19 protein-coding genes are annotated in these 20,269 nt (G+C 76.8%); 11 read left to right on the forward strand and 8 right to left on the reverse strand.

The annotated features are described in order from the left end of the window. Positions 1-10: 10 nt before the first annotated feature. Entirely contained in the window at positions 11-796 is a 786-nt protein-coding gene (locus GA0070214_RS02955) for an isocitrate lyase/PEP mutase family protein (protein WP_091258697.1), read from the reverse strand. Beyond that, the gene (locus GA0070214_RS32210; protein WP_244167519.1) at positions 793-1,875 is read right to left on the reverse strand and encodes a cytochrome P450; all 1,083 of its coding nucleotides are present in this window, start codon (positions 1,873-1,875) and stop codon (positions 793-795) included. The genes GA0070214_RS02955 and GA0070214_RS32210 overlap by 4 nt, the downstream gene beginning before the upstream one ends. Positions 1,876-2,070: 195 nt before the next feature. On the opposite strand from GA0070214_RS32210, the gene GA0070214_RS02965 reads away from it, so the two are divergent. Further along, complete coding sequence (locus tag GA0070214_RS02965) at positions 2,071-2,604, forward strand: 2'-5' RNA ligase family protein (protein ID WP_091258699.1); 534 nt, start codon at positions 2,071-2,073, stop codon at positions 2,602-2,604. Positions 2,605-2,664: 60 nt separating this feature from the next. Here the strand turns inward: GA0070214_RS02965 and GA0070214_RS02970 are convergent, their stop codons facing one another. Next, positions 2,665-4,887, reverse strand: coding sequence for a glycoside hydrolase family 43 protein (locus GA0070214_RS02970; protein WP_091258700.1), 2,223 nt, complete (start codon positions 4,885-4,887; stop codon positions 2,665-2,667). A gap of 130 nt (positions 4,888-5,017) precedes the next feature. On the opposite strand from GA0070214_RS02970, the gene GA0070214_RS02975 reads away from it, so the two are divergent. Then, the gene (locus GA0070214_RS02975) at positions 5,018-5,758 is read left to right on the forward strand and encodes an ArsR/SmtB family transcription factor (RefSeq protein WP_091258702.1); all 741 of its coding nucleotides are present in this window, start codon (positions 5,018-5,020) and stop codon (positions 5,756-5,758) included. A gap of 16 nt (positions 5,759-5,774) precedes the next feature. Here GA0070214_RS02975 and GA0070214_RS02980 read toward each other — a convergent pair whose 3' ends face one another. Together GA0070214_RS02980 and GA0070214_RS02985 are read right to left on the reverse strand one after the other, a co-directional pair. Next, a complete protein-coding gene (locus tag GA0070214_RS02980) occupies positions 5,775-6,380 on the reverse strand; it encodes a response regulator transcription factor (RefSeq protein ID WP_091258704.1) in 606 nt (201 codons plus the stop codon). Then, positions 6,377-7,519, reverse strand: a complete 1,143-nt coding sequence (locus GA0070214_RS02985; protein ID WP_091258706.1) for a sensor histidine kinase — start codon at positions 7,517-7,519, stop codon at positions 6,377-6,379. The genes GA0070214_RS02980 and GA0070214_RS02985 overlap by 4 nt, the downstream gene beginning before the upstream one ends. 133 nt (positions 7,520-7,652) lie before the next feature. Here GA0070214_RS02985 and GA0070214_RS32715 point away from each other — a divergent pair, with 133 nt between their 5' ends. Then, positions 7,653-8,480: a hypothetical protein gene (locus GA0070214_RS32715; protein WP_091258708.1), complete on the forward strand. Its 828-nt coding sequence runs from the start codon at positions 7,653-7,655 to the stop codon at positions 8,478-8,480. Positions 8,481-8,573: 93 nt separating this feature from the next. After that, positions 8,574-10,373, forward strand: a complete 1,800-nt coding sequence (locus GA0070214_RS02995; protein ID WP_091258710.1) for a DEAD/DEAH box helicase — start codon at positions 8,574-8,576, stop codon at positions 10,371-10,373. A gap of 54 nt (positions 10,374-10,427) precedes the next feature. Here GA0070214_RS02995 and lon read toward each other — a convergent pair whose 3' ends face one another. Beyond that, positions 10,428-12,764, reverse strand: coding sequence for an endopeptidase La (gene lon, locus GA0070214_RS03000; RefSeq protein WP_091258712.1), 2,337 nt, complete (start codon positions 12,762-12,764; stop codon positions 10,428-10,430). Between the two features lie 245 nt (positions 12,765-13,009). On the opposite strand from lon, the gene GA0070214_RS03005 reads away from it, so the two are divergent. Then, positions 13,010-13,357 (forward strand): histone-like nucleoid-structuring protein Lsr2, encoded by a 348-nt coding sequence (locus tag GA0070214_RS03005; RefSeq protein ID WP_091259848.1) that lies wholly within the window; start codon positions 13,010-13,012, stop codon positions 13,355-13,357. A 172-nt stretch (positions 13,358-13,529) separates the two neighbouring features. Next, the gene (locus GA0070214_RS03010) at positions 13,530-14,387 is read left to right on the forward strand and encodes a hypothetical protein (protein ID WP_244167520.1); all 858 of its coding nucleotides are present in this window, start codon (positions 13,530-13,532) and stop codon (positions 14,385-14,387) included. Between the two features lie 76 nt (positions 14,388-14,463). Here GA0070214_RS03010 and GA0070214_RS32065 read toward each other — a convergent pair whose 3' ends face one another. Continuing rightward, positions 14,464-15,828: a hypothetical protein gene (locus GA0070214_RS32065; RefSeq protein WP_208602623.1), complete on the reverse strand. Its 1,365-nt coding sequence runs from the start codon at positions 15,826-15,828 to the stop codon at positions 14,464-14,466. A 268-nt stretch (positions 15,829-16,096) separates the two neighbouring features. Then, the gene (locus tag GA0070214_RS03020; protein WP_091258715.1) at positions 16,097-16,963 is read right to left on the reverse strand and encodes a DUF2726 domain-containing protein; all 867 of its coding nucleotides are present in this window, start codon (positions 16,961-16,963) and stop codon (positions 16,097-16,099) included. 122 nt (positions 16,964-17,085) lie between these two features. On the opposite strand from GA0070214_RS03020, the gene GA0070214_RS03025 reads away from it, so the two are divergent. The 5 genes from GA0070214_RS03025 to GA0070214_RS03045 all read left to right on the forward strand — a co-directional run bounded on the left by GA0070214_RS03025 (position 17,086) and on the right by GA0070214_RS03045 (position 19,980). Then, positions 17,086-17,697 carry a GNAT family N-acetyltransferase gene (locus GA0070214_RS03025; RefSeq protein ID WP_091258717.1) on the forward strand — a complete coding sequence of 204 codons (612 nt, stop codon included), beginning with the start codon at positions 17,086-17,088 and terminating at the stop codon, positions 17,695-17,697. Positions 17,698-17,707: 10 nt separating this feature from the next. After that, complete coding sequence (locus GA0070214_RS03030) at positions 17,708-18,793, forward strand: DICT sensory domain-containing protein (RefSeq protein WP_091259850.1); 1,086 nt, start codon at positions 17,708-17,710, stop codon at positions 18,791-18,793. Between the two features lie 82 nt (positions 18,794-18,875). Beyond that, entirely contained in the window at positions 18,876-19,064 is a 189-nt protein-coding gene (locus GA0070214_RS03035; RefSeq protein WP_091258719.1) for a hypothetical protein, read from the forward strand. Between the two features lie 12 nt (positions 19,065-19,076). Continuing rightward, positions 19,077-19,436, forward strand: coding sequence for an Asp23/Gls24 family envelope stress response protein (locus GA0070214_RS03040; protein WP_091258721.1), 360 nt, complete (start codon positions 19,077-19,079; stop codon positions 19,434-19,436). A 25-nt stretch (positions 19,437-19,461) separates the two neighbouring features. Continuing rightward, positions 19,462-19,980, forward strand: coding sequence for a hypothetical protein (locus GA0070214_RS03045; protein ID WP_091258723.1), 519 nt, complete (start codon positions 19,462-19,464; stop codon positions 19,978-19,980). The last annotated feature ends 289 nt before the right edge of the window (positions 19,981-20,269 follow it).

Consider the following 20,269-nt stretch of genomic DNA (forward strand, 5'->3'; position numbering starts at 1 on the left):
CTAAGGTGCCTCATCCCGCCGCGAGGCCCTGCACCCAGGCGTAATCCGGTGCGGGAGGCAGGCCGGCGTCCCGGCCGGCACGGACCGCGTCGGCCAGGTGCAGCGCCGCGCCCAGGGCGGCGCGGAACAGCAGCGAGCCGGTGCTGACCCGGGCCACCCCGAGCCGGCCGAGCGCGGCCGGATCCGGGCCGCCCGGCCGGTGCAGCACGTTGAGCGGCAGCCCCACCTGGGCCACCAGCAGCTCGAGGGTGTCGTCCGGGGCAGCCGGGGCGAACAGCCCGTCCGCGCCCGCCGCCCGGTACGCCGCCGCCCGCTCCAGCGCCGCCGGCAGCGGGTCGGACGTCCCCAGCCACCAGGCGTCGGTGCGGGCGTTGACGAAGACGTCCGGCACCGCGGCGCGGATCGCCGCGATCTTGGCGGCCACCTCGTCCACCGGCGCGAGGGTGCCGTCCGGCCGGCCGTCCTCCAGGTTCACCCCCACCACGCCGAGCGCGGCCAGCTCGCCGACGTACCCGGCCACCGCCGCCGGGTCGGCGCCGAAGCCGTCCTCGATGTCGACGGTGAGCAGCACCGGCAGGTCCCGCAGGCGACGGGCCAGGTCGAGGGTCTCGTCGCGGGTCGCCCCCGTCCCGTCGGGCCGGCCGGCGGCCGCGGCCACCCCGAGGCTCGTGGTGCCGACGGCCGGATGTCCCCGGGCGGCGAGCGCCGCGGCCGAGGCGTGGTCCCAGGCGTTGGGCAGCAGCAGCGGCCGGCCGGACCGGTGCAGGGCATGGAAGGCGGCGGTGCGGTCGGTCATCGGAACATCACCTCGAGGCTGGTCGGAACACGCAGGGTGGGGTGCGGGGCGTAGCCCACGGGCTCGGCGCCCGGGGCGGCGGGCCGGCACCGGTCGCGCAGCACCTCGACCACGCCGGCGGCGAGGGCGATGGCGTGCCGTTCGCCCGGGCAGCCCCGGGGACCGGCGCCGAAGGTCAACGCCCCGCCGGGCCGGCCGGGGCGGAACACATCCGGGTCCGGATGGACGGCCGGGTCCCGGTTGGCCGCGTCGAAGCGGAGGAGCAGCACGCTCTCCGGGCCGATCTCCTGGCCGCCCAGGCGCCGCGCAGCGGTCGCGACCCGGCGGGTGGCGCGCACCGGCGGGTCCAGGCGCAGCACCTCGGCCAGCAGGTCGGTGGTGTCGAGCGTGGCGGGCGCGGCCAGCCCGTGCCGGACGGCGTTGCCGATCAGCCCGGCCGTGGCGTCGGCGGCCTGCACGAGCAGACCGATCCGGTTCGCGGCGGCCTCGCCCGGGGCCGGCGGTGACAGGGCCAGCAGCGCGGCCACCGCCTGGTCGGCGCGCGCCACGGCCGCCGGCTCAGCGCCCGGGTGGTAGGCCGCGGCCACCGCGGTCACCGCCGGCACGGCCGCCGCCGGGTCGGCCAGGCCGAGCCGCGCCGCCAGCACCTCCAGGGGTACGCGCCGCGCGAGCAGTGCCATCACATCGGCCCGCTGCGCGCCGCCGTCACCCGACGCCGCGGCGGCCCGGGTGGTGGTGGCCGGCACGGCGGTGGCCGGCACGGCGGTGGCCGGCACGGCGGTGGCCGGCACGGCGGTGGCCGGCACGGCGGTGGCCGGCACGGCGGTGGCCGGCACGGTCACCGCGTCGAGCAGCGCGGTGGTGGATCGGGCGGCCGCCGCGCGCAGCTCGTCCGGGTCGAGGCCGGCCAACGCGGCGACCCCGATCGCCCGGCGGGCGGGATGCCGGTCCGGCGCGCTGAACCGGCTCACGGTGCCGCGCAGCCAGGCCAGGGTGCCGTACGGTCCGCCGGGCGCGGTGGGCACCACGCACCGGGGGTCGGTCAGCACGGCGAGCACGTCGGCATGCCGGGTGACCACCCAGCCACCGTCGACTGGCAGCGGTGGCCCGCAGGCCGGCGTATGAGGGGCGGGTGGGATCGTCGGGCAGGTCATCGTCCGACCGTAGGGCCGGTTCGCTTCGGCCCCGACCGAACGATCGCGCCGCCGCCGGCTCCCACGACGCGCATTTCCCACGGGACGGCACCGCGCACCGCCGGCGGCTAGCCTGACGGCGTGCGTACGGTCGAACTGCTCTGCTCGCCGGAGCTGGAGGAGGCGGTACGGGCGGCCTGGGACCGGCTCGCCGCCGCCGGCCTGCCCAGCCTGGCCCGCCACCAGCACCCGACCAACCGGCCGCACCTGACCCTCGCGTCGGTCGACGAGTTCCCGCCCGGCGCCGAGCAGCGCCTCGCCGACCTCTGCGACGCGGCGCTGCCGCTGCCGGCCCGGCTGGACCGGGTGACGGTCCTCGACGGCAGCGCGCCGCTGGTCTGGCTGGTCCGCCCCACGCCGCAGCTCGTCGCCCTGCACGGCGCGGTCTGGGACGTGCTCGCCGGGGCGCCCGGGCCGCAGCCGTGGCACCTGCCCGGGCGCTGGGTGCCGCACCTCAGCCTGGCGCTGCGGTTCCGCGACGCCGACCGCCGCCGCGCCCGGGCCGTCGCCGGGCCGGACCGGCCGGGCGGGGAGTTCGTGGCCGCGCGCAGCTACGACAGCGACACCCGGACGGTCTGCGAGCTGACCCCGGCCTGCCCGCACCCCGGCGCCTGACGGGGACGATCCCGGCCGACCGGGGCCGCCCGGCTCGGTGGACGGCCCCGGTCGCCGGGGTCAGCGGTAGAACCGCAGGTAGTCGAACTCCGCGGTCACCGCCGGGGTGGCGCCGCCGTGCGCGACCAGACCGATCCGGGGCGTCGTGCCGGCCGGAAAGGTCCAGACCGCGCCCCACGTCCAGTGCGTGCCGTCCCGGCTGGAGGCGGCCCGGAACTCGTGCTCGCCGGTGACCCGGTCGACGTGGTGCGCCAGCCGCAGCCACGTCGTGGTGGCCGGGGTGCCGACGATGCTGCCGCCGTAGACGGGCTGGCCGGCGAAGGGCAGCTCGTAGCCGTACTCGACCTGGCGGGTGTTCCAGATGGCCACCTGGGCGAGCCGGGCGAACCGGTCATCGTCCACGTACGCCACGAGGCCCGCCTGCTGGTAGTTGCGGACGACGTCCTCGCCGAGGTCGAGGGTCACCTTCGTCTCCGCGACGTAGTCGCCCGCGGGCGCGTCCCGCAGGAGGACCCCGGCCGTGTTGCCGCTGCCCACCAGGTCGGTCGACTCGACCGGCCAGCGCAGCGCCCCGCCGGTCACGGTGGCGGCCGGGTTGGGCCGGATCCACTGCCAGGCGGGGTCGAGCCCGCCGGTGAACTCGTCGGAGTACCGGGCGAGCAGCGGGCCGACGCGGGGCGGGGCGACGACGTGCCGGACCGGGCGGTACAGCGCGGCCGCGCTGACGTTGTCGAACTCCGCCGGGCCGCCGTCGGCGCGCACGGCGAGCGGACCGCCCGCCGGCCGCGTGAGCTCCAGCGCCACCACGGCGAGCTGGTCGCCGAGGCGGGCCGGGCTCAGCTCGGCGACGAGCCGGCGGTCGCTTACCTCCACGGCCAGGTTGTGCCGGTCGCTGAGGTCGAGTCCGGCGGGCAGCGGCACGCCGGCCGTCGCGCCGCCGCTGTCCCGCGCGGTCAGCCGGCCGCCGCCGACCGTGACCTCCACCCGGCCGAGCCGCAGCCCGGCCGCCTCCGCGCCGGTCAGCCGCAGGTCGGCTTCGGCCCGCAGGTCGCCGCCGAGGCCGGTCCGGGCGGTCAGCGTGCCGCTGCCGGCCAGCACGCCGCCGGTCACCCGCCAGTGGCCCGTGCCGCCCCGCCAGCCGTCCAGGTCGGCGGTGTCGAAGCGGGCGTCGACCCGGCCGGTGGTGACCGGCGCGGGCCGGGCGCCCTCGGAGGGGCCGGCGCCGGCGTTGACGGTCGGCCAGCCGTCCACCCAGTCGAGGCGGTCCAGCAGCATCGGCCGCTCGTTGATCCCGAACGGCTCGTCCAGGTACGGGTCGGCCCGGTCGATCGCGTGGTAGGCGATCCAGTCCTGCCCGGACAGGTCGGTGAGCACGGCGTTGTGCCCGGTGCCGATCCACCGGTTGCCGTTCTGGGTGAGCACCGGCGTGCCGCCGGCCCGGGAGACGTCCAGCCGCTGGCCGTCCCGGTCCACGAACGGCCCGCGCGGGTCGCGCGCCCGGCCGACCTGCACCGAGTAGCCGGTGGCCGGGCCGGCACAGCAGTTCGCCGTGGAGGCGAACAGCCAGTACCAGCCGTCGTGGCGCAGCACGTAGCCGCCCTCGAACTTGTTGTCGATGGCGACCAGGCTCGGCGTGCCGACCGCGCGCAGCCCGTCGGGCGTGAGCTCGGTGACCGAGATGCCGCCGTAGTAGCTGCCGAAGTAGAGGTAGGACCGGCCGTCGACGTCGGTGAACTGGCTCGGGTCGATGGTCCACAGGTAGCCGCCGCCCCCGCCGGGCCGGGGGGCGACCACGGGGGTGTCGGCGAAGGTCCACGGTCCGGCCGGGGTGGGCGCGGTGGCCGCCCCGATCGCGGTGTCGAAGGTGTCGCCGGAGACGGTGGTGTCGGTGACGGTCACGTACATCACCCAGCGGTCGCCGATCCGGCGCACGTCGGGCGCCCAGAACGCGGCCCCGGCCGCGGCGAAGGCCGGTCGCTGGTCGGGCGCGAAGGCGTCGCCCACGTAGGTCCAGTCGGCCAGGTCGGCCGAGCGGGCGATCGGCACCCGGTGCGCCTGGCGTTCGCCCTCGCGCAGCGGGTCGGAGGTGCCGAAGGCGTACCAGAGGCCGTCGTCACCGCGGACGACGGCGGGGTCGGCGAAGGTGTCGGCGAAGCCGGCCGAGACCGGGTTCCGGTAGCGGTCGGCTGCCGCGGCCGCCGGTGCGGCAGCCGCGGCCGTGGTCGTCGTCAGGAGCAGAGCGAGTGCGGCGGCGAGCACGCCGCGGCGGTGGAGGTGTCCCATCAGGCCTGCCTTGGAGGTAGACGGAGGTCACTGCGGTGCCCCCGTTTCTACAACGTTGGAGACAACGATGTAAAGCGCGACGCGCACACGTCGGTGGGTACCGAACGATTCACGTGCCAGCATTGCCCGCATGACCAGCCGCACCGACGGACACGCCCTGGCCGGGCTCGCCGCGCTGCTCGCCGACCCGACCCGGGCCGGCTTCTGCCTCGCCCTGCTCGACGGGCGGGCCTGGACCGCGGGCGAACTGGCCCGGTCCGCCGGGGTCGCGCCGTCCACGGCGAGCGACCACCTCACCCGCCTGGTCCGCGGCGGGCTGCTGGCCGAGGAACGGCAGGGCCGGCACCGGTACGTCCGCCTCGCCGACCCGTCGGTGGCCCAGCTCGTCGAGGACCTGGCCGGCCGGGCGCCCGCCCCGGCGACCCCGCCCCGCACGTTGCGCGCCGCGTCCGCCCAGGCGTCCCTCGCGTACGCCCGGACCTGCTACGACCACGTCGCCGGCCGGCTGGGCGTGCTGCTGCATGACGCCCTGCTGGCCCGGGGCGTGCTCGACCGCGCCGGCGGCCTGGCGGTGACCCCGGCCGGGATCGCCTGGCTGACCGACCTCGGCGTGCCCGTCGAGCCGCTGCGCGCCGCCCGGCGGCCCCTGGTCCGGGACTGCCTGGACTGGACCGAGCGCCGCCCCCACCTGGCCGGCGCGCTGGGCGCCGCGCTCTGCCGGCGCTTCCTCGATCTCGGCTGGACGGCGCGCGGCACCGGCCGGGCCCTCCGCCTCACCCCGGCCGGCCGCCCCGCCCTGGCCGCCGCCCTCGCGCTCGACCCGGCCGACCTCGCGCCACCCGCCCGGGACACCGGCCCCGCCCGCGCCTGACCCGTCGCCGGCCGGGTCAGAGCCAGCCGGCCTCGCGGGCCCGCCGCACCGCCTCGGCCCGATCGGCGGCGCCGAGCTTCTGCACGCACGCGGCCAGGTGGTTCCGGACGGTCCCGGCCGCCAGGTGGGTCCGCCGGGCGATCACCGCGACCGGGGTGCCCAGCTCGGCCAGCCGCAGCGTCTCCAGCTCCCGCGGCGTGAGGGGGCACTCGGGCAGGGTCAGCGCCTCGGCGGCGAGGGCCGGGTCGACGTACCGGGCGCCGGCGTGCACCCGGCGGATCACGTCGGCCAGCGCGCCCCCGGGGGCGCCCTTGGCGAGGAACCCCCGCGCGCCCGCGGTCAGCGCCGGCCGGAGGTGGGCGGGCCGGCCGTGCCCCGTGAGGATCACCGTGGCGCAGCCGGGCAGCACACGGGCCAGTTCGGCGGCGACCTGGATCCCGCCGGGCACCGGCATCTCCAGGTCCAGCACGGCGACGTCGGGGCGGTGGGCCAGCGCCGCGTCGAGGGCGGCGCGGCCGTCGGCGGCGTGCGCCACCACCTCGATGTCCGGCTCCAGGTCGAGCAGGGCCGCGAGGGCGAGGCGGATCAGCTCCTCGTCGTCGGCCAGCAGCACCCGGATCACGCGGTCACCGGCAGGGTCGCCACGAGGTGGAACACCCCGTCCTCGGCGTACGCGCGGACGCTGCCGCCGGCCGGGGCGAGCCGGTCGGCCAGCCCGCGCAGGCCACCGCTGAGCCCGTCCGGGCCGGCACTGCCGGCGCCGTCGTTGCGTACGGTCATCGTCACCAGGCCGTCCTCGCGGGTGAGCTCGATCCGGCACCAGTCGGCCCGGCTGTGCCGCAGTACGTTCGTCCCGGCCTCGCGCAGCACGGCGGCCAGGTCGGCGGCGACAGGGGCGGGCAGCTCGCCGGCCGGCGGCACCACCGTGCAGCGCACCCCGCTGGAGCGCAGCACCTCCCCCACGGCGGCCAGCTGCTCGGCCAGGTCGACGGCGCGGTAGCCGTGCACGGCCTCGCGTACCCGGGTCAGGGCGGACCCGGCGAGCCGCCGGACCTCCGCCGCCTCCCGGCCCGCCCGCGCGGCGTCGACCGGTGCGAGCCGCTCGGCCAGCTCCGCCTTGAGCGCGATCACGGTGAGGTCGTGGCCGAGCAGGTCGTGCACGTCGCGGGCGAAGCGCAGCCGTTCCTCGGCGGCGGCGAGCCGGGCCCGGGCGGCCTGCCCCTGCCGGGCCTCGACGACCAGGTCCCAGAACCAGACCTGGAGCCAGGTCACCCCGGCGATGCCGGCGCCCACGCCGCCGGTGACGAGCAGGGCGGTGGGCAGCGGCCCGCCGGTCGCCCCCGTCACGGCGGCCGAGGCGCCGAGCACCACCGCCGCCGCGAGCAGCGCGGGAAGCGGCCGGAACAGCAGCGGCGACATGCCGACCAGGGACGCACCCAGCCACGCCCAGGTGGGCCAGGCCCCGGCGGCGACCGGGCCGACCAGCGGCAGGCTGAGCAGGGCGGCCACCGCCAGCGCGGCGTGCCGGCGGCGCCGGGCCGGCCCGGCGAGCCAGGGGGTGACCGCCGCGTGCAGCACCGCGGCCTGGGCGGCGGTGAAGCCGGCGAGCCCGAGCACGCCGAGCGCCAGGCGCCGCGGGTCCGGCTCCCGGGCCAGCCCGACGCCGGGCAGCAGCAGGGTGGTCCAGACGTTCGTCGCCAGCGACAGCAGGGTGAGCTGCCGGGCCCGGCGCAGCCGGCGGTCCGCCGCGTCGACCGTCATGTCCGCCGATCCTAGGGCCGCGGGCCGCACGGTTCACCCCTGCGGAATGTCACGCCGTACCCGTGCGCGACGCACGGGTTTCCCGTGACGGACGCGCCTGGTCCCGAAGGCGGGGCACCGGCAGGCTCGGGCCATGACCGAGACGACGGTGGGCGTACCGCTGCGGGCGGACGCACGACGGCTGGCCGGCCACCTGGCCGGGATGGTCGTGGCGATGGTGGTCGGCATGCTGCTGCTCGGCCCGCTGTGGCGGGTCGGCACGGCGCTGCTGGGCGGCGCGGACGTGCTGGCCCGGGCGGATGTCGGCGCGCTGGTGATGGCGACGGACATGGGGCTGGGCATGGCCGCCTGGATGTGGCACCGGGGCCACGGATGGACCGCCACCGCCGAGATGGTGGCCGTCATGTACGTCCCGTTCCTGCTGCTGCTCCCGGCCTGGTGGGGCGGGCTCGTGGGGGACGACGCGCTGATGCTCGGCGGCCACCTGCTGATGCTGCCGGCGATGGCGCTGGTGGCGGTGCGGCACCGGCACGCGCACCCGGCGCCGGCCCGCCGCCACCCGGTCGCCGCGGCGGTGGCGCGCCGGTGGCCGACGGGGTTGGCCCTGCTCATGACCGTGGACCTCTGGGTCGCGCCGACCGTGTTCGCCCCGTGGACGCTGCTGGTGCTGCCGGCCGGCTACCTGCTCATCGGCACCTGGCGGCGGCAGTGGGGCGACCGCCGGAACCTGGCGTGGCAACTCGCGGGGCTGGCCGGTTGGGGCGGCCTGGCGGCCGGCGCACTGCTCGGGCCGGACGGCCTCGCCGGCGTGCTGGTCGGCCTCGGCTGGCTGGGGCACGCCGCGTGGGACGTCGCGCACCACCGCACCGGCCGGGTGGTCCCCCGGGGCTACGCGGAGTGGTGCGGGGTGCTGGACGTGGCCGTGGGCACGACCACCCTGCTGGCCGTCCTGGCCGGGTGAAGGGACCCGGCCGGATTCACCCCGGCGTGGCGGGGGCGACGGTTTGCGACGGTCGCCGCGACGGCCCGGTGGCGGTGATGAAAGGCTTGTCCCATGAGTTCCGCACCAACCCCGACCGATCCCGCCCACTCCGCCGACGACGACGCCGCCGCCTTCGCGGACCTCGGACTGCGCACCGAGCTGCTGAAGGCGCTGTCCGTCCTCGGCTACGAGGAGCCGACCCCGATCCAGCGGGAGGCCATCCCACCGCTGCTCGCCGGCCGGGATCTGCTGGGGCAGGCGGCGACCGGCACCGGCAAGACCGCGGCGTTCGCCCTGCCGCTGCTCCAGCGGATGCCCGACGACCGTTCCGGCGGGGATCCGGTGTCGCTGGTGCTGGTGCCGACGCGGGAGCTGGCGGTGCAGGTCTCCGAGGCGTTCCACCGCTACGGCAAGGACCTGGGCGCGCGGGTGCTGCCGATCTACGGCGGCCAGCCGATCGGCCGGCAGCTGCGCGCCCTCGACGGCGGCGTCGACGTGGTGGTGGCGACGCCGGGCCGGGCGCTCGACCACATCGCCCGGGGCACCCTGCGGCTGGGCGCGCTCGCCACCGTGGTGCTGGACGAGGCGGACGAGATGCTCGACATGGGCTTCGCCGAGGACATCGAGGCGATCCTGGAGCACGCTCCGGCCGGCCGGCAGACCGTGCTCTTCTCGGCCACCATGCCGGCCCGGATCGACGGGCTGGCCCGCAAGCACCTGACCGACCCGGAGCGCATCCAGATCGAGCGCGAGCGGCCGGTCGCGGGTGAGGCGCCGCGGGTGCGGCAGAGCGCGTACATCGTGGCGCGGGCGCACAAGCCGGCGGCCCTGGGCCGGGTGCTGGACGTGGAGTCGCCCACCGCGGCGATCGTGTTCTGCCGCAGCCGGGAGGAGGTGGACCGGCTCACCGAGACGATGAACGGCCGCGGCTACCGGGCCGAGGCGCTGCACGGCGGGATGAGCCAGGAGCAGCGCGACCGGGTGATGGGCCGGCTGCGGGCGGGCACCGCCGACCTGCTGGTGGCCACCGACGTGGCGGCCCGCGGGCTGGACGTGGAGCAGCTCACCCACGTGGTCAACTACGACGTCCCGTCGGCCCCCGAGTCGTACGTGCACCGGATCGGCCGGGTGGGCCGGGCCGGCCGGGAGGGCGTGGCCATCACCCTGGCCGAGCCGCGGGAGCACCGGATGCTCAAGACCATCGAGCGGGTCACCGGCCAGCGGATCACGGTCGACAAGATCCCCACGGTGGCGGACCTGCGTACCCGGCGGCTGGAGCTGACCCAGGCGGCGCTGCGGGAGTCGCTGCTGGAGGACGACCTGGACCCGTTCCGGGCGATCGTCGAGTCGCTGACCGACGAGTTCGACCTCGTGGAGGTCGCGCTGGCCGCGGTGCGGCTGGCCCACGAGGCCACGCTGCCCGGCACGGCCGACGAGGAGGAGGAGATCCCGCAGGTCGCGGTCCGCCCCGCCCGGGAGCCCCGACCGGGGTACGACGGCCGGGACCGGCGCGGCGGCGGGCGTCCCCGCTCCGGCGGCACCACGCAGGTGTTCATCGGCCTGGGCCGGCGCGCCGGGGTGCGCCCGCAGGACCTGGTCGGGGCGATCACCGGGGAGACCGGGGTCAGCGGCCGGGACATCGGCTCGATCGAGATCGCCGACCGGTTCTCCCTGGTCGAGGTGCCGTACGGGGTCGCCGACGAGGTGATCCAGGGGCTGCGCGGCAGCACCATCAAGGGCCGCAAGGCCACGGTGCGCCGCGACCGGGACGGTGACGGCGGCGGCGAGCGCCGCTTCGACGGTGACCGCCGGGAGCGGCGCGGCCGCGACGGCGACGGTGGCGAGCGGCGGGAGCGCCGGGACCGCTGGTGAGCACGGCCGAGGCCCCCGGTCCGGGTGGACCGGGGGCCTCGGCGTGTCGGGTGGTCAGGCCGCGGCGAGCGGCTGGCCGCCCAGGGTCTCCGCGTCGACGTCGGCCGGGCGCAGCGCCAGGGCGAGCACGTCGGCGACGTCGGCGAGGGTGTGGACGGTCAGCGCCTCGCGGACCTCGGCGGGCAGGTCGTCCAGGTCCGGCTCGTTGCGCTTCGGGATGATCACCTCGGTCAGGCCGGCCCGGTGGGCGGCGAGCAGCTTCTGCTTAACCCCGCCGATGGGCAGCACCCGGCCGGAGAGGGTCACCTCGCCGGTCATCCCGAACTCCGGACGGACGGGCCGGCCGGTCACCAGCGACGCCAGCGCGGTCACCATGGTGATGCCGGCGCTCGGGCCGTCCTTGGGCACCGCACCCGCCGGGAAGTGCACGTGGATCCGCCGCCCGGCGAGGGCGTTCGGGTCGATGCCGAGGCGTCGCCCGTTGGAGCGCAGGTAGGACAGCGCGATGTGCGCCGACTCCTTCATCACGTCGCCGAGCTGACCGGTCAGGGTCAGCCCCGGCTCGCCCTCCATGCTGGTGGCCTCGATGAAGAGCACGTCGCCGCCGGCGCCGGTGACCGCCAGGCCGGTGGCCACGCCGGGCACCGCCGTCCGCTCCGCCGACTCCGGGGTGAACTTGGGCCGGCCCAGGTAGCGGGCGAGGTTGTCGGTGTCGACGCGGACCGGCGTCGGGTCAGACGCCAGCGCCACGGTGACCTTGCGCAGGATCTTCGCGAGGGCCCGTTCGAGCTGCCGGACGCCGGCCTCCCGCGTGTACTCACCTGCGATCAGCGCCAGCGCGCCGTCGGCGACCGTGACCTCCTCGGCGGTCAGCCCGGCCCGCTCCCGCTGCCGGGGCAGCAGGTGGTCCCGGGCGATGGCCACCTTCTCGTCCTCGGTGTAGCCGTCCAGGGTGACCAGCTCCATCCGGTCCAGCAGCGGGCCGGGGATGCTCTCCACCACGTTGGCGGTCGCCAGGAACAGCACGTCGGACAGGTCGAGGTCGACCTCCAGGTAGTGGTCCCGGAAGGTGTGGTTCTGCGCCGGGTCGAGCACCTCCAGCAGGGCCGCGGCCGGGTCGCCGGAGTAGCCGACGGCCAGCTTGTCGACCTCGTCGAGGAGCACCACCGGGTTCATGGAACCGGCCTCGCGCAGCGCACGGACGATCCGGCCGGGCAGCGCGCCGACGTAGGTGCGCCGGTGGCCCCGGATCTCCGCCTCGTCGCGGACGCCGCCGAGCGACACCCGGACGAAGTTGCGGCCGAGCGCCCGCGCGACGGACTCGCCGAGGCTGGTCTTGCCGACGCCGGGCGGGCCGCCCAGGGCGAGCACCGCGCCGGAGCCGCGGCCACCGACCACGCCGAGGTTGCGCTCGGCGCGGCGGTTGCGCACCGCCAGGTACTCCAGGATGCGGTCCTTCACGTCGGCCAGGCCGGCGTGGTCGGCGTCCAGCACCGCGCGCGCCGCGGCCAGGTCGGTGTTGTCCTCGGTACGCGTGCTCCACGGCATCTCGAGGACGGTGTCGAGCCAGGTCCGGATCCAGCCCGCCTCGGGCGAGGCGTCGCTGGCCCGCTCCAGCTTGCCGACCTCGCGCAGGGCCGCCTCCCGGACCTTCTCGGGCAGGTCGGCCGACTCCACGCGGGAGCGGTAGTCGGCGGAGCCGTCCGGCTCGTCCTCGCCGAGTTCCTTGCGGATCGCGGCGAGCTGCTGGCGGAGCAGGAACTCGCGCTGCGACTTCTCCAGCCCCTCACGGACGTCGTTGTTGATCCGCTCGGTGACCTCCTGCTCGGCCAGGTGGTCCCTCACCCAGCCGACCAGCAGCTCCAGCCGGGCCGTGACGTCCGGGGCGGCGAGCAGCTCGGTCTTCTGCGCCAGGGTCAGCCAGGGCGCGTAGCCGGCCGCGTCGGCCAGCTCGGAGAGATCGGTCATCCGCTCCATGGCGTCGATGACCTGCCAAGCCCCGCGCTCCTGGAGGACCGAGGTCATCAGCGCGCGGTACTCGCGGGCGAGTTCCCGGGCCCGGCCGGCCGGGGCGGGTTCGTCGAGGGCGGTCGCCTCGACCCAGAGGGCGGCGCCCGGTCCGGGCACGCCGGAGCCGATCCGGGCCCGGGCGAGGCCACGGACCACGGCGGCCGGCTCGCCACTGGGCAGCCGTCCCACCTTCTCGATGGTGGCGATCACGCCCACCGAGCCGTACTCGCCGTCGAGGCGGGGCACGGCGAGCAGCGTCTTGTCGCCGGTGGCGCGGGCCGCGTCGACGGCGGCCTGGGTGGTCGGGTCGAGGGTCACCGGGATGACCATGCCCGGCAGCAGGACGGCGTCGGTCAAGGGAAGTACCGGAAGAGTTGCCATCGAACACCTGCTATCGCGTTGGGTTGAGCGTGTCTGACTCAAGTAACAAACCGTCTCCCTTGTTCCGGCTTGTGACCCACGCCACTCCCTGGTGCCGCCGAAGTCGCCGCCGCGGGCCAACGCCCATTTGCCGTCCCGGGAAAAGCCCGACCCGCCGAATGGCGAAGGACGGGTATTGTTGCGAAATTGCCGCGAGATACGTCAAACTCATAGCCACACCCCGCCCGACACAGGGAGTAATGGCGATGGCAAGGAAAGTAATCACTGTTCTGACCGACGACCTCGACGGCGGAAAGGCCGATCGGACCGTCGAGTTCAGCCTGGACGGCGTGGCGTACACGATCGACGTCTCCGACGAGAACGCGGGTGTCCTGCGCAAGGCGCTGGACCCGTACATCAGCGCTGGCCGGCGGATCGGGCGCGGTCCGGTGGAGGCCGGTCGGGCGCCGCGTGGCGCGGCCCGCCCGGGCACCTCGGGAATGGATCGCGAGCAGAACCGCGCCATCCGGGAATGGGCCACCAAGAACGGCTACGAGATTTCCGAGCGGGGTCGCATCCCGGTGTCGGTGGTCGAGGCCTACAAGAACCGCTGAGCCCTCCCGGTTCACCGTCGGGCATCCCGGGGTCACGCTGAGAAATCGGTGTGGCCCCGATCGGCTTTTCCCGGCGTTAACAAATTTCAGCCGGGCGGGGATTCCCGGCAGCGAACTTCAGCCCGCGTCGGCCCTCCCGGCGGCCGACGATCCCGGACCGGGGAGGTCGACGGTGCGCGTCAGCATGGCGACCAGCGCCGGCACGGCCGGCCGGCCGAACGAGGACTTCGCCGGCGCCGTCCCCGGCGCCGCGGTCCTGCTCGACGGCGCCGGCATCCCGGGCACGGAGTCGCTCTGCTCCCACGGTGTCGCCTGGTACACGCACCGCCTCGGCGGCGCGCTGCTCGGCCGGCTGTCGCGCGACGACGGCCGGGACCTGGCGGCGATCCTCGCCGCCGCCATCGCCGAGATCGCCACGGAGCACGGCGGCACCTGCGACATCGCGGACCCCGGCAGCCCGCAGGCGACCGTGGCGATCGTCCGCGCCCGCCGGGGCCGCCTCGATCACCTCCTGCTCGCGGACTCCTTCCTGGTCCTCGACCAGACCGGCGGCGGCCCGCGGGTCGTCACCGACGGGCGGGAGGTGGCCGCCCGGCGCGCCTGTTCCGCGCCCCTGGCCGGCGTTCCCGAGGGCACACCCGGGTACGACCGCGTCCGGGCCGCCTGCGCCCGGGCGCTGCGCGCCCGCCGGAACCGGCCGGGCGGGTACTGGATCGCCAAGGACGACCCGCACGCGGCGGAGGAGGCGGTGACCGGCAGCCGGCCCCTGCCCGGCCTGGCCGGGGTCGCGCTGCTCAGCAACGGCGCGAGCCGCCTCGTCAGCCCCTACGGCGTGACCGACTGGCCCGGCGTGCTGGACCTGCTCGCCGCCGGCGGGCCGGACGAGGTCGTCCGCCGCGTGCGGCGCGCCGAGGCCGCCATCGGCACGGGCCCCACCGCCCCGGTCCCCGACGACGCCACGGTCGTGCACTGCACCGACCTGGCCCGCTGGAAGGTCGGCGACGCGTCGGGGCCGGCAGCCAAACGCTGAGGTCGGCGACCCGGTAGGCGCGCGGAACGGCCGGAGCCGCCCGGGCGTGCCCCCGGGCGGCTCCGGCCGTCGGTGCTCAGTTGACCCGGATCCGCACCGCGTCGAAGGCGGGGGTCTGGTTGGCCCGCTCCATCATGGGGATGCGGTGCGAGCCGTCACCGGCCCAGACCGCGCACTGCGCGAGGCCCGACTGGGGCAGACCGGGAACCTGGATGGTCACCTGGTCGGCCTGGTTGCCACCGCCGCCGTCCTCGGTCGCCACGAAGAACGCCGGAACGTCCTGCGGATTCGACGGTGCCGCCTGGGTGGTCTGCAGCATCCGGCAGGCGGTGTGGAAGTGTCCGCGGACCAGGCCCTGGTCGTTGAGCAGCGAGCTCTCCAGGTAGTAGCCACCCTGGCCGGCGGCGAGGAAGCGGTCGCGCACCAGGTTCCGGGTGCTGACCCGGAGGGTGAACGGCTGGTTGCGCTGGACCCGGTTCGGGAACTGCGTGATGAGCAGCGAGGGGTTGTTGGCGGCCGCGCCGACCTCACCGAACGCCGTGCTCACGCAACGGTTGCCGTTCTGGAAACCGTCGTGCGCCTGGAGTTGGCTGTTGGAGCAGTCCTTGGCGAGCACCTCGAGACCGTTGTTGCCGCCGTTGTTGCCACCATTGTTGCCGCCGGTCTGGCCACCGTTGTTCCCGCCGGTCTGGCCGCCGTTATTCCCGCCGGTCTGGCCGCCGTTGTTGTTCCCGCCGGTCTGGCCGCCGTTGTTGTTCCCGCCGGTCTGCCCGCCGTTCTGACCCCCGTTCTGGCCGCCGTTCTGGCCGCCGTTCTGGCCGCCGTTCTGGGCGTTGTCGGCGAGGGCGCACTGGGCCAGCTGATCCAGGCCCTCGGGGCGGTCGGCGACGCGGCCGATGGCCGTCGCGATCCGGTTCAACGTCGCGGTCCGCTTGTCGGCGAGCGGCCGCAGGATCGCGTTGTTCACGAAGTCGCCGTTGCGGGCGCCGTCGGCCGCCAGCCGCCGGTTGGCCTCGGCGATCTGGCTGTCCAGCAGGGCGAGATTGCGGTCCACCTCGGCGCGCGCCTGCTGGGGCACCTCCGGCAGCTTGCTCCGCACGTCCGGGCAGGCCACGGTCGGTTTCGCGGCGCCCGCGCCGCCGCCCTTGGTCTGCTGGCACTCGGCGGACGACATCTGCCCGTCACCCCAGTGGTTGCGCACCCAGCGACCGTTCTGCCAGGTCCGGGTGGTGCTGCCGCGACCGTCCGGCGCGGTCGCCCCCGGGCTCGCCGCCACACAGGACGCCGAGGCGGTACGGACGGTGGTCCGCCGGTCCTGGGCGGACGAGATCTGGGTGACGGCGACGATTCCGCCGAAGACCGCGAGCGTGCCGACCACGGCCAGCAGACGCTTGCTCCGCGCGTTACCGGATGACCGGCGCGCCCGTGTGGACCTGCGCATCGAATTGCTCTCCTTCTCGATCCGGTAGCTGACTGGTGACCCCGGCGGACCGATGGATTTCGGGGTGAGGATCACTGCGACGTTCCGGTCGCACGTCGATGACCGACGATGCCCTTTCCGCACCGTCCCCGCGCCGTCCGGCGCGGCGGGGAAGATCTGCGTCCATTCCCGCTTAGGTACGGAGCGAGGGCGGCGAAGGTTCAACCGGGGATCGGGAGAATTCGAGGAGACTTTCGGTGCGGCCGGACGGCGGCCGCGCGACGCCGGGTCAGTCGGCGCAGAGGTGGTCGAAGGCGAAGCCGCCGTCGAACTCGGCACGCCGGGCGGCCAGCCGGCGGATCTGCCCGCGCACCTCGTCACGGTCCACCACGGACGGTGCGGTGGCGTCCAGATCGCGCAGCCGCTCGCCGATCGCCACGGCGGCCAGGTCCTCGGCGAGCCGGCCCGGGTCCACCCCACAGGAGAAGCGCTGGGCGACCAGGTGCACCCGCTCGACCAGGCACCGCCCGGGCCGCACCTCGACCCAGCTCCAGCCCTCGGCCGGGCCGTCCGTCCACCGCACGTGCAGCCCGCGGACGATCGGGTCGGCGAGCCGGCGCTCCACGTAGGCCTCGACGGCGGCGGCCCGGGTCAGCGCACCGAGGTCGTTGACCGGCCCGCTCCGGCCGTCGGGGAGGCGGCCGACGATGTCCCGGAACCCGACGGCCTCGGCGCTGTCCGGGTCGGTGCCGGCGGCGTAGGCGCGCGCGTCGATGACGTACTCGACGAGGCGGCGGGAGTGCTCGGCGCCGCGCAGCGTCGACGACTCGACCCGCAGCAGCGGCAGCCCGACGGCGGCGCAGACGGCGCTGGTCATCCGCTCGGCCCGGCGGGCCGGCGACCCGGCCGGCGCGGGCGGGGCGAACTGCACGGCGAACAGCGGCAGGCCGGTGTCGGCGGCGCAGACCACCTGGTCGAGGCCCTCGCGCCCGGCGGTGCTCCACTGGTGCCCGGTGACACCGGGCGGCCGGCCCTGCACCAGCTCGCCGAGCCGCCGGGCCGGATAGCCGACCTGGCCGGCGCGGTTGAGCTGCGGCGCGACCCCGGGCGGGATCGGACGCAGCCAGGAGGTGGCCACGCTGCCGGTGCTCGTCATCTCGCCCGTTCCATCCGTCGGTCCGTCGACGCCCGAGTCTAGGGCGTCGATCATGGCGGGCGCCTCGGCGGTGCGGCGGAATCCGGTTGCCCGGACCGGCCGGGCCCGGTGGAATCGGCCCCGTGGCGATCTTCCTGACCACCGGACGGCTGGTGCTGCGCGAGTTCACCCCGGAGGACGTCCCGCTCCTGACCGAGCTGGACGGCGATCCGGCGGTGATGCGCTACCTGACCGGGGGCCGGCCCACCCCGGCCGACGAGGTCCGCGACCGGGTGCTGCCCACCATGCTGGCCGCGTACCGCCGGCCGCCCGGGCTGGGGTGGTGGGCGGCGGAGCGGCGGGCCGACGGCGCCTTCCTCGGCTGGTTCGAGTTCCGGCCGCTGCGCGACGGCGACCCGCGCGAGGTGGAGCTGGGCTACCGGCTGCGCCGGGACGCCTGGGGAGCCGGGTACGCCACCGAGGGCGCGCGGGCGCTGGTCGACCACGGCTTCACGGCGCTCGGCGTGGAGCGGGTGGTGGCGACCACCATGGCGGTCAACGCCGGGTCGCGGCGGGTGATGGCGAAGGCCGGGCTGGCGTACCGGCGGACGTTCCACCAGGACTGGCCGGAGGCGATCCCCGGCTCGGAGCACGGCGAGGTGGAATACGCGCTGCCCCGCGCGGAGTGGGCCGCGCGCCGGCCGGCCACGGATCCCGGCCCGTCGTCGGGTGCGCACCGGGGTCCGGGCCTCTAGGCTCGGCCGGGTGCACAGCGGACGGAGCCCGGAGCGGCTGACCAAACGCAGTCTCGTCGCCGTCTCCCACGCCATCGAACGGGCCGCGCTGGCCGAGGCCGAGGACGGGCCGCTGGTCGTGTTCGCCCTCTTCCAGCGGCTGCCGTACTTCGCCCGGGAACGCGCGGTCTACCGGCGGATCGCCGCCCGGGCCGCGGTCACCGTGGTCGGGATGGTCGGCGGGCCGCCGCCGGACCTGCCCGCCGGGGCGTACCCCGTGGTGCTGAAGGAGACCGAGGACCTGGCCCGGGAGTGGAGCGTGGTGGCGCTGACGCCGCGTTTCGGGGCGAGTCTGGTGGCGTACGACCGGGCGGAGGTGGCGCCCGCGGAGACCCTGGAGGCCGGCCGCCTGTTCGACGGGCGCTGGGGCTTCCGCCGGGACGAGGCGCTGCACGACGTGCTCCGGCTGTGCGGGCGGCTCGCCGAGCGGCTGCCCGGCCCGGCGCGGGCCGGGCTCGAGCAGGCGGTGGCCCGGGTCCGGGACATCCCGGCCGCACCGGGCGAGCCTCGCGCCGAGGCGGCGCTGCGGCTGCTGGCCCGGCGGGGCGAGCGGGCGCACCCGGTCGAGCCGGCGGACGCCCTGCTCGACGAGCCGGGCCTGCGCCGGTGGACCGGCGTCGACGGGGTGACCGCCTCGGGCACCCTGCCGGTGGCGCTCGTGGGCCTGCGGGTGGACGAGCCGGCCGGCGCGCCGGAACGCTTCGGCCGGCGTGGCGCGGCCCGGGAGGGTCAGGCTCTTCTCACCGCCGTCACCAGCGTGCTGACCCCGGTCGACCGGGCGGTCCGCCTCGCCGACAACGAGTTCCAGCTGATCCTGCCCGGGCGGGACGAGGCGGCGGCGCTCGCCGTGGTGGGCCGGCTGCGCGAGGCGGTGGGCGGGTTGGCCCACTCGTACCCGTTCGTCGCGTACGCGGTGCACGCGGCGGTCACCGTGACCGCCCGGCGGCCGCTGCCCGTCGCCGAGCTGCGGCACGCGGTGGAGTGGGCGGTGCGGGAGGGCGTACCCGTGGCGTCCCTGCCCTCGGAGCGCGTGGCCGTCCCCGCCGGGGCGGGCTGACCGCCGCGACCGGAGGACTGCGCGGCCCGGAAACGGGTACGCCCCGCCGGTCCGGTCGGTCGCGACGGAGCGGGGGTGGGGCATGACGCACGGGCAGTTCGGCTTCCTGGCCGGCTTCCTGGTGGTCGCGGTCTGGGCGCTGGGCGGCGCCGGGGCGGCCGCCGCCGCCACCCTGGCCGGCCTGGTCGGGTGGCTGCTGGTCCGGGTACGCGAGGGGGACGTGAGCGTGCCGGGGCTCGCCGACCGGGCCGGCGCGGGCCGGCGACGCTGAGGCGTACCCGCGATGACCGGCACCCTGCCCCGGCGCGCCACCGCCCCGGTCACCTGGCCGGAGGAGCGGACGGCCGGGCTCGCCGAGGAGGCGGCGCGGCGTACCCCGGCCGTCAGTGACCCGGTGGCCGTGGCCCGCGTCGACGGCGCCGCCGTCCGGGTCGACCTGGACCTGGTGGTCACGCACGGCACCCCGCTGGCGGGCGTGGCCGAGACGGTCCGCCGCCGGGTCGCCGCCCGGATCGAGGCGCACACCGGGCTGACCGTCGAGGCGGTCACCGTCACGGTGGTCGGCCTGCGCCTGCCCGGCGAGCCGCCGAGCCCGGGGGCCGGGCGGGACGGTTCCGGCGCGGACGCGCGGGAGGCGACGTGAACGGCGCCGGTGAGCGGAGCGTGCCGTGCGCACGGTGAACCGCGTCGCCACCCTGCTGCTCGCCGTGGCGTTGCTGGCCGGCGGGGTGCTGGTGGCCGCCGCGGGCCTGCTCGCCGCGCTGGACCGCCCCGGGCCCCTGCCGGCCGGCTGGTCGGCCACGCTGACCTCGGTCCGCTGGCGGGACGCCCCGGTACGCGGGATCGCCGCCGCCGCCACCCTGCTCGGCCTGCTGGTGCTCGGCGCCGAACTGCGCCGCTGGCGGCCGGTCCGGCTGCGGCTCGCCGACGACGACGGCTGGCACCTGCACCGCCGCTCGGTGGAGCGGCGGCTGGCCCGGGCGGTCCGGTCGGTGCCGAGCGTGCGCCGAGCCCGGGTCCGCGTCCGCCGGCGCGGCGACGCGTGGCGGCCCCGGGTGACCGCCACCGGCGACCCGGCGGCCCGGGCCGACGTGGAGTTCGCGCTGCGCCGGGAGCTGGACCGGTTGACCGCCCCCCGCCGCGGCCCCATCGAGGTACGGCTCGTCCCCGCCCGGCGGGCGCCGTGAGCAACGCCGCCCACCGGCTGCTGTGGACGGTGCTCGCCCTGGTGCTCGTGGCGGCCGGCGGCACGGCCTCGGCGGTCGGGGCGGGCCGGCTGCCCGGCGGCGCTCTGCCGCTGCTCGGGGCCGGACCGCTGAGCTGGTGGCGGGCCGGCGCGCCGTGGAGCGCCCTCGCGGTGGCGGTCGGCGGGCTGCTGCTCGTCCTGCTCGGGCAACGGCTGCTCGCCGCCGGGCTGCGGGTGCCGCACCGGCTCGGCGGCACGCTCGCGTGGCGCGGCGACGGAGCCGGGCGGAC

It is taken from the genome of Micromonospora chaiyaphumensis, assembly GCF_900091435.1.
In the GTDB taxonomy this organism is placed as follows: domain Bacteria; phylum Actinomycetota; class Actinomycetes; order Mycobacteriales; family Micromonosporaceae; genus Micromonospora; species Micromonospora chaiyaphumensis.

Coding starts and splice junctions, on each gene's coding strand:
- GA0070214_RS02955 (WP_091258697.1), bottom strand. CDS start 796: ATGACCGACCGCACCGCCGCCTTCCATGCCCTGCACCGGTCCGGCCGG.
- GA0070214_RS02970 (WP_091258700.1), bottom strand. CDS start 4,887: ATGGGACACCTCCACCGCCGCGGCGTGCTCGCCGCCGCACTCGCTCTG.
- GA0070214_RS02975 (WP_091258702.1), top strand. CDS start 5,018: ATGACCAGCCGCACCGACGGACACGCCCTGGCCGGGCTCGCCGCGCTG.
- GA0070214_RS02985 (WP_091258706.1), bottom strand. CDS start 7,519: ATGACGGTCGACGCGGCGGACCGCCGGCTGCGCCGGGCCCGGCAGCTC.
- GA0070214_RS32715 (WP_091258708.1), top strand. CDS start 7,653: ATGACCGAGACGACGGTGGGCGTACCGCTGCGGGCGGACGCACGACGG.
- GA0070214_RS02995 (WP_091258710.1), top strand. CDS start 8,574: ATGAGTTCCGCACCAACCCCGACCGATCCCGCCCACTCCGCCGACGAC.
- lon (WP_091258712.1), bottom strand. CDS start 12,764: ATGGCAACTCTTCCGGTACTTCCCTTGACCGACGCCGTCCTGCTGCCG.
- GA0070214_RS03005 (WP_091259848.1), top strand. CDS start 13,010: ATGGCAAGGAAAGTAATCACTGTTCTGACCGACGACCTCGACGGCGGA.
- GA0070214_RS32065 (WP_208602623.1), bottom strand. CDS start 15,828: ATGCGCAGGTCCACACGGGCGCGCCGGTCATCCGGTAACGCGCGGAGC.
- GA0070214_RS03020 (WP_091258715.1), bottom strand. CDS start 16,963: ATGACGAGCACCGGCAGCGTGGCCACCTCCTGGCTGCGTCCGATCCCG.
- GA0070214_RS03035 (WP_091258719.1), top strand. CDS start 18,876: ATGACGCACGGGCAGTTCGGCTTCCTGGCCGGCTTCCTGGTGGTCGCG.
- GA0070214_RS03040 (WP_091258721.1), top strand. CDS start 19,077: ATGACCGGCACCCTGCCCCGGCGCGCCACCGCCCCGGTCACCTGGCCG.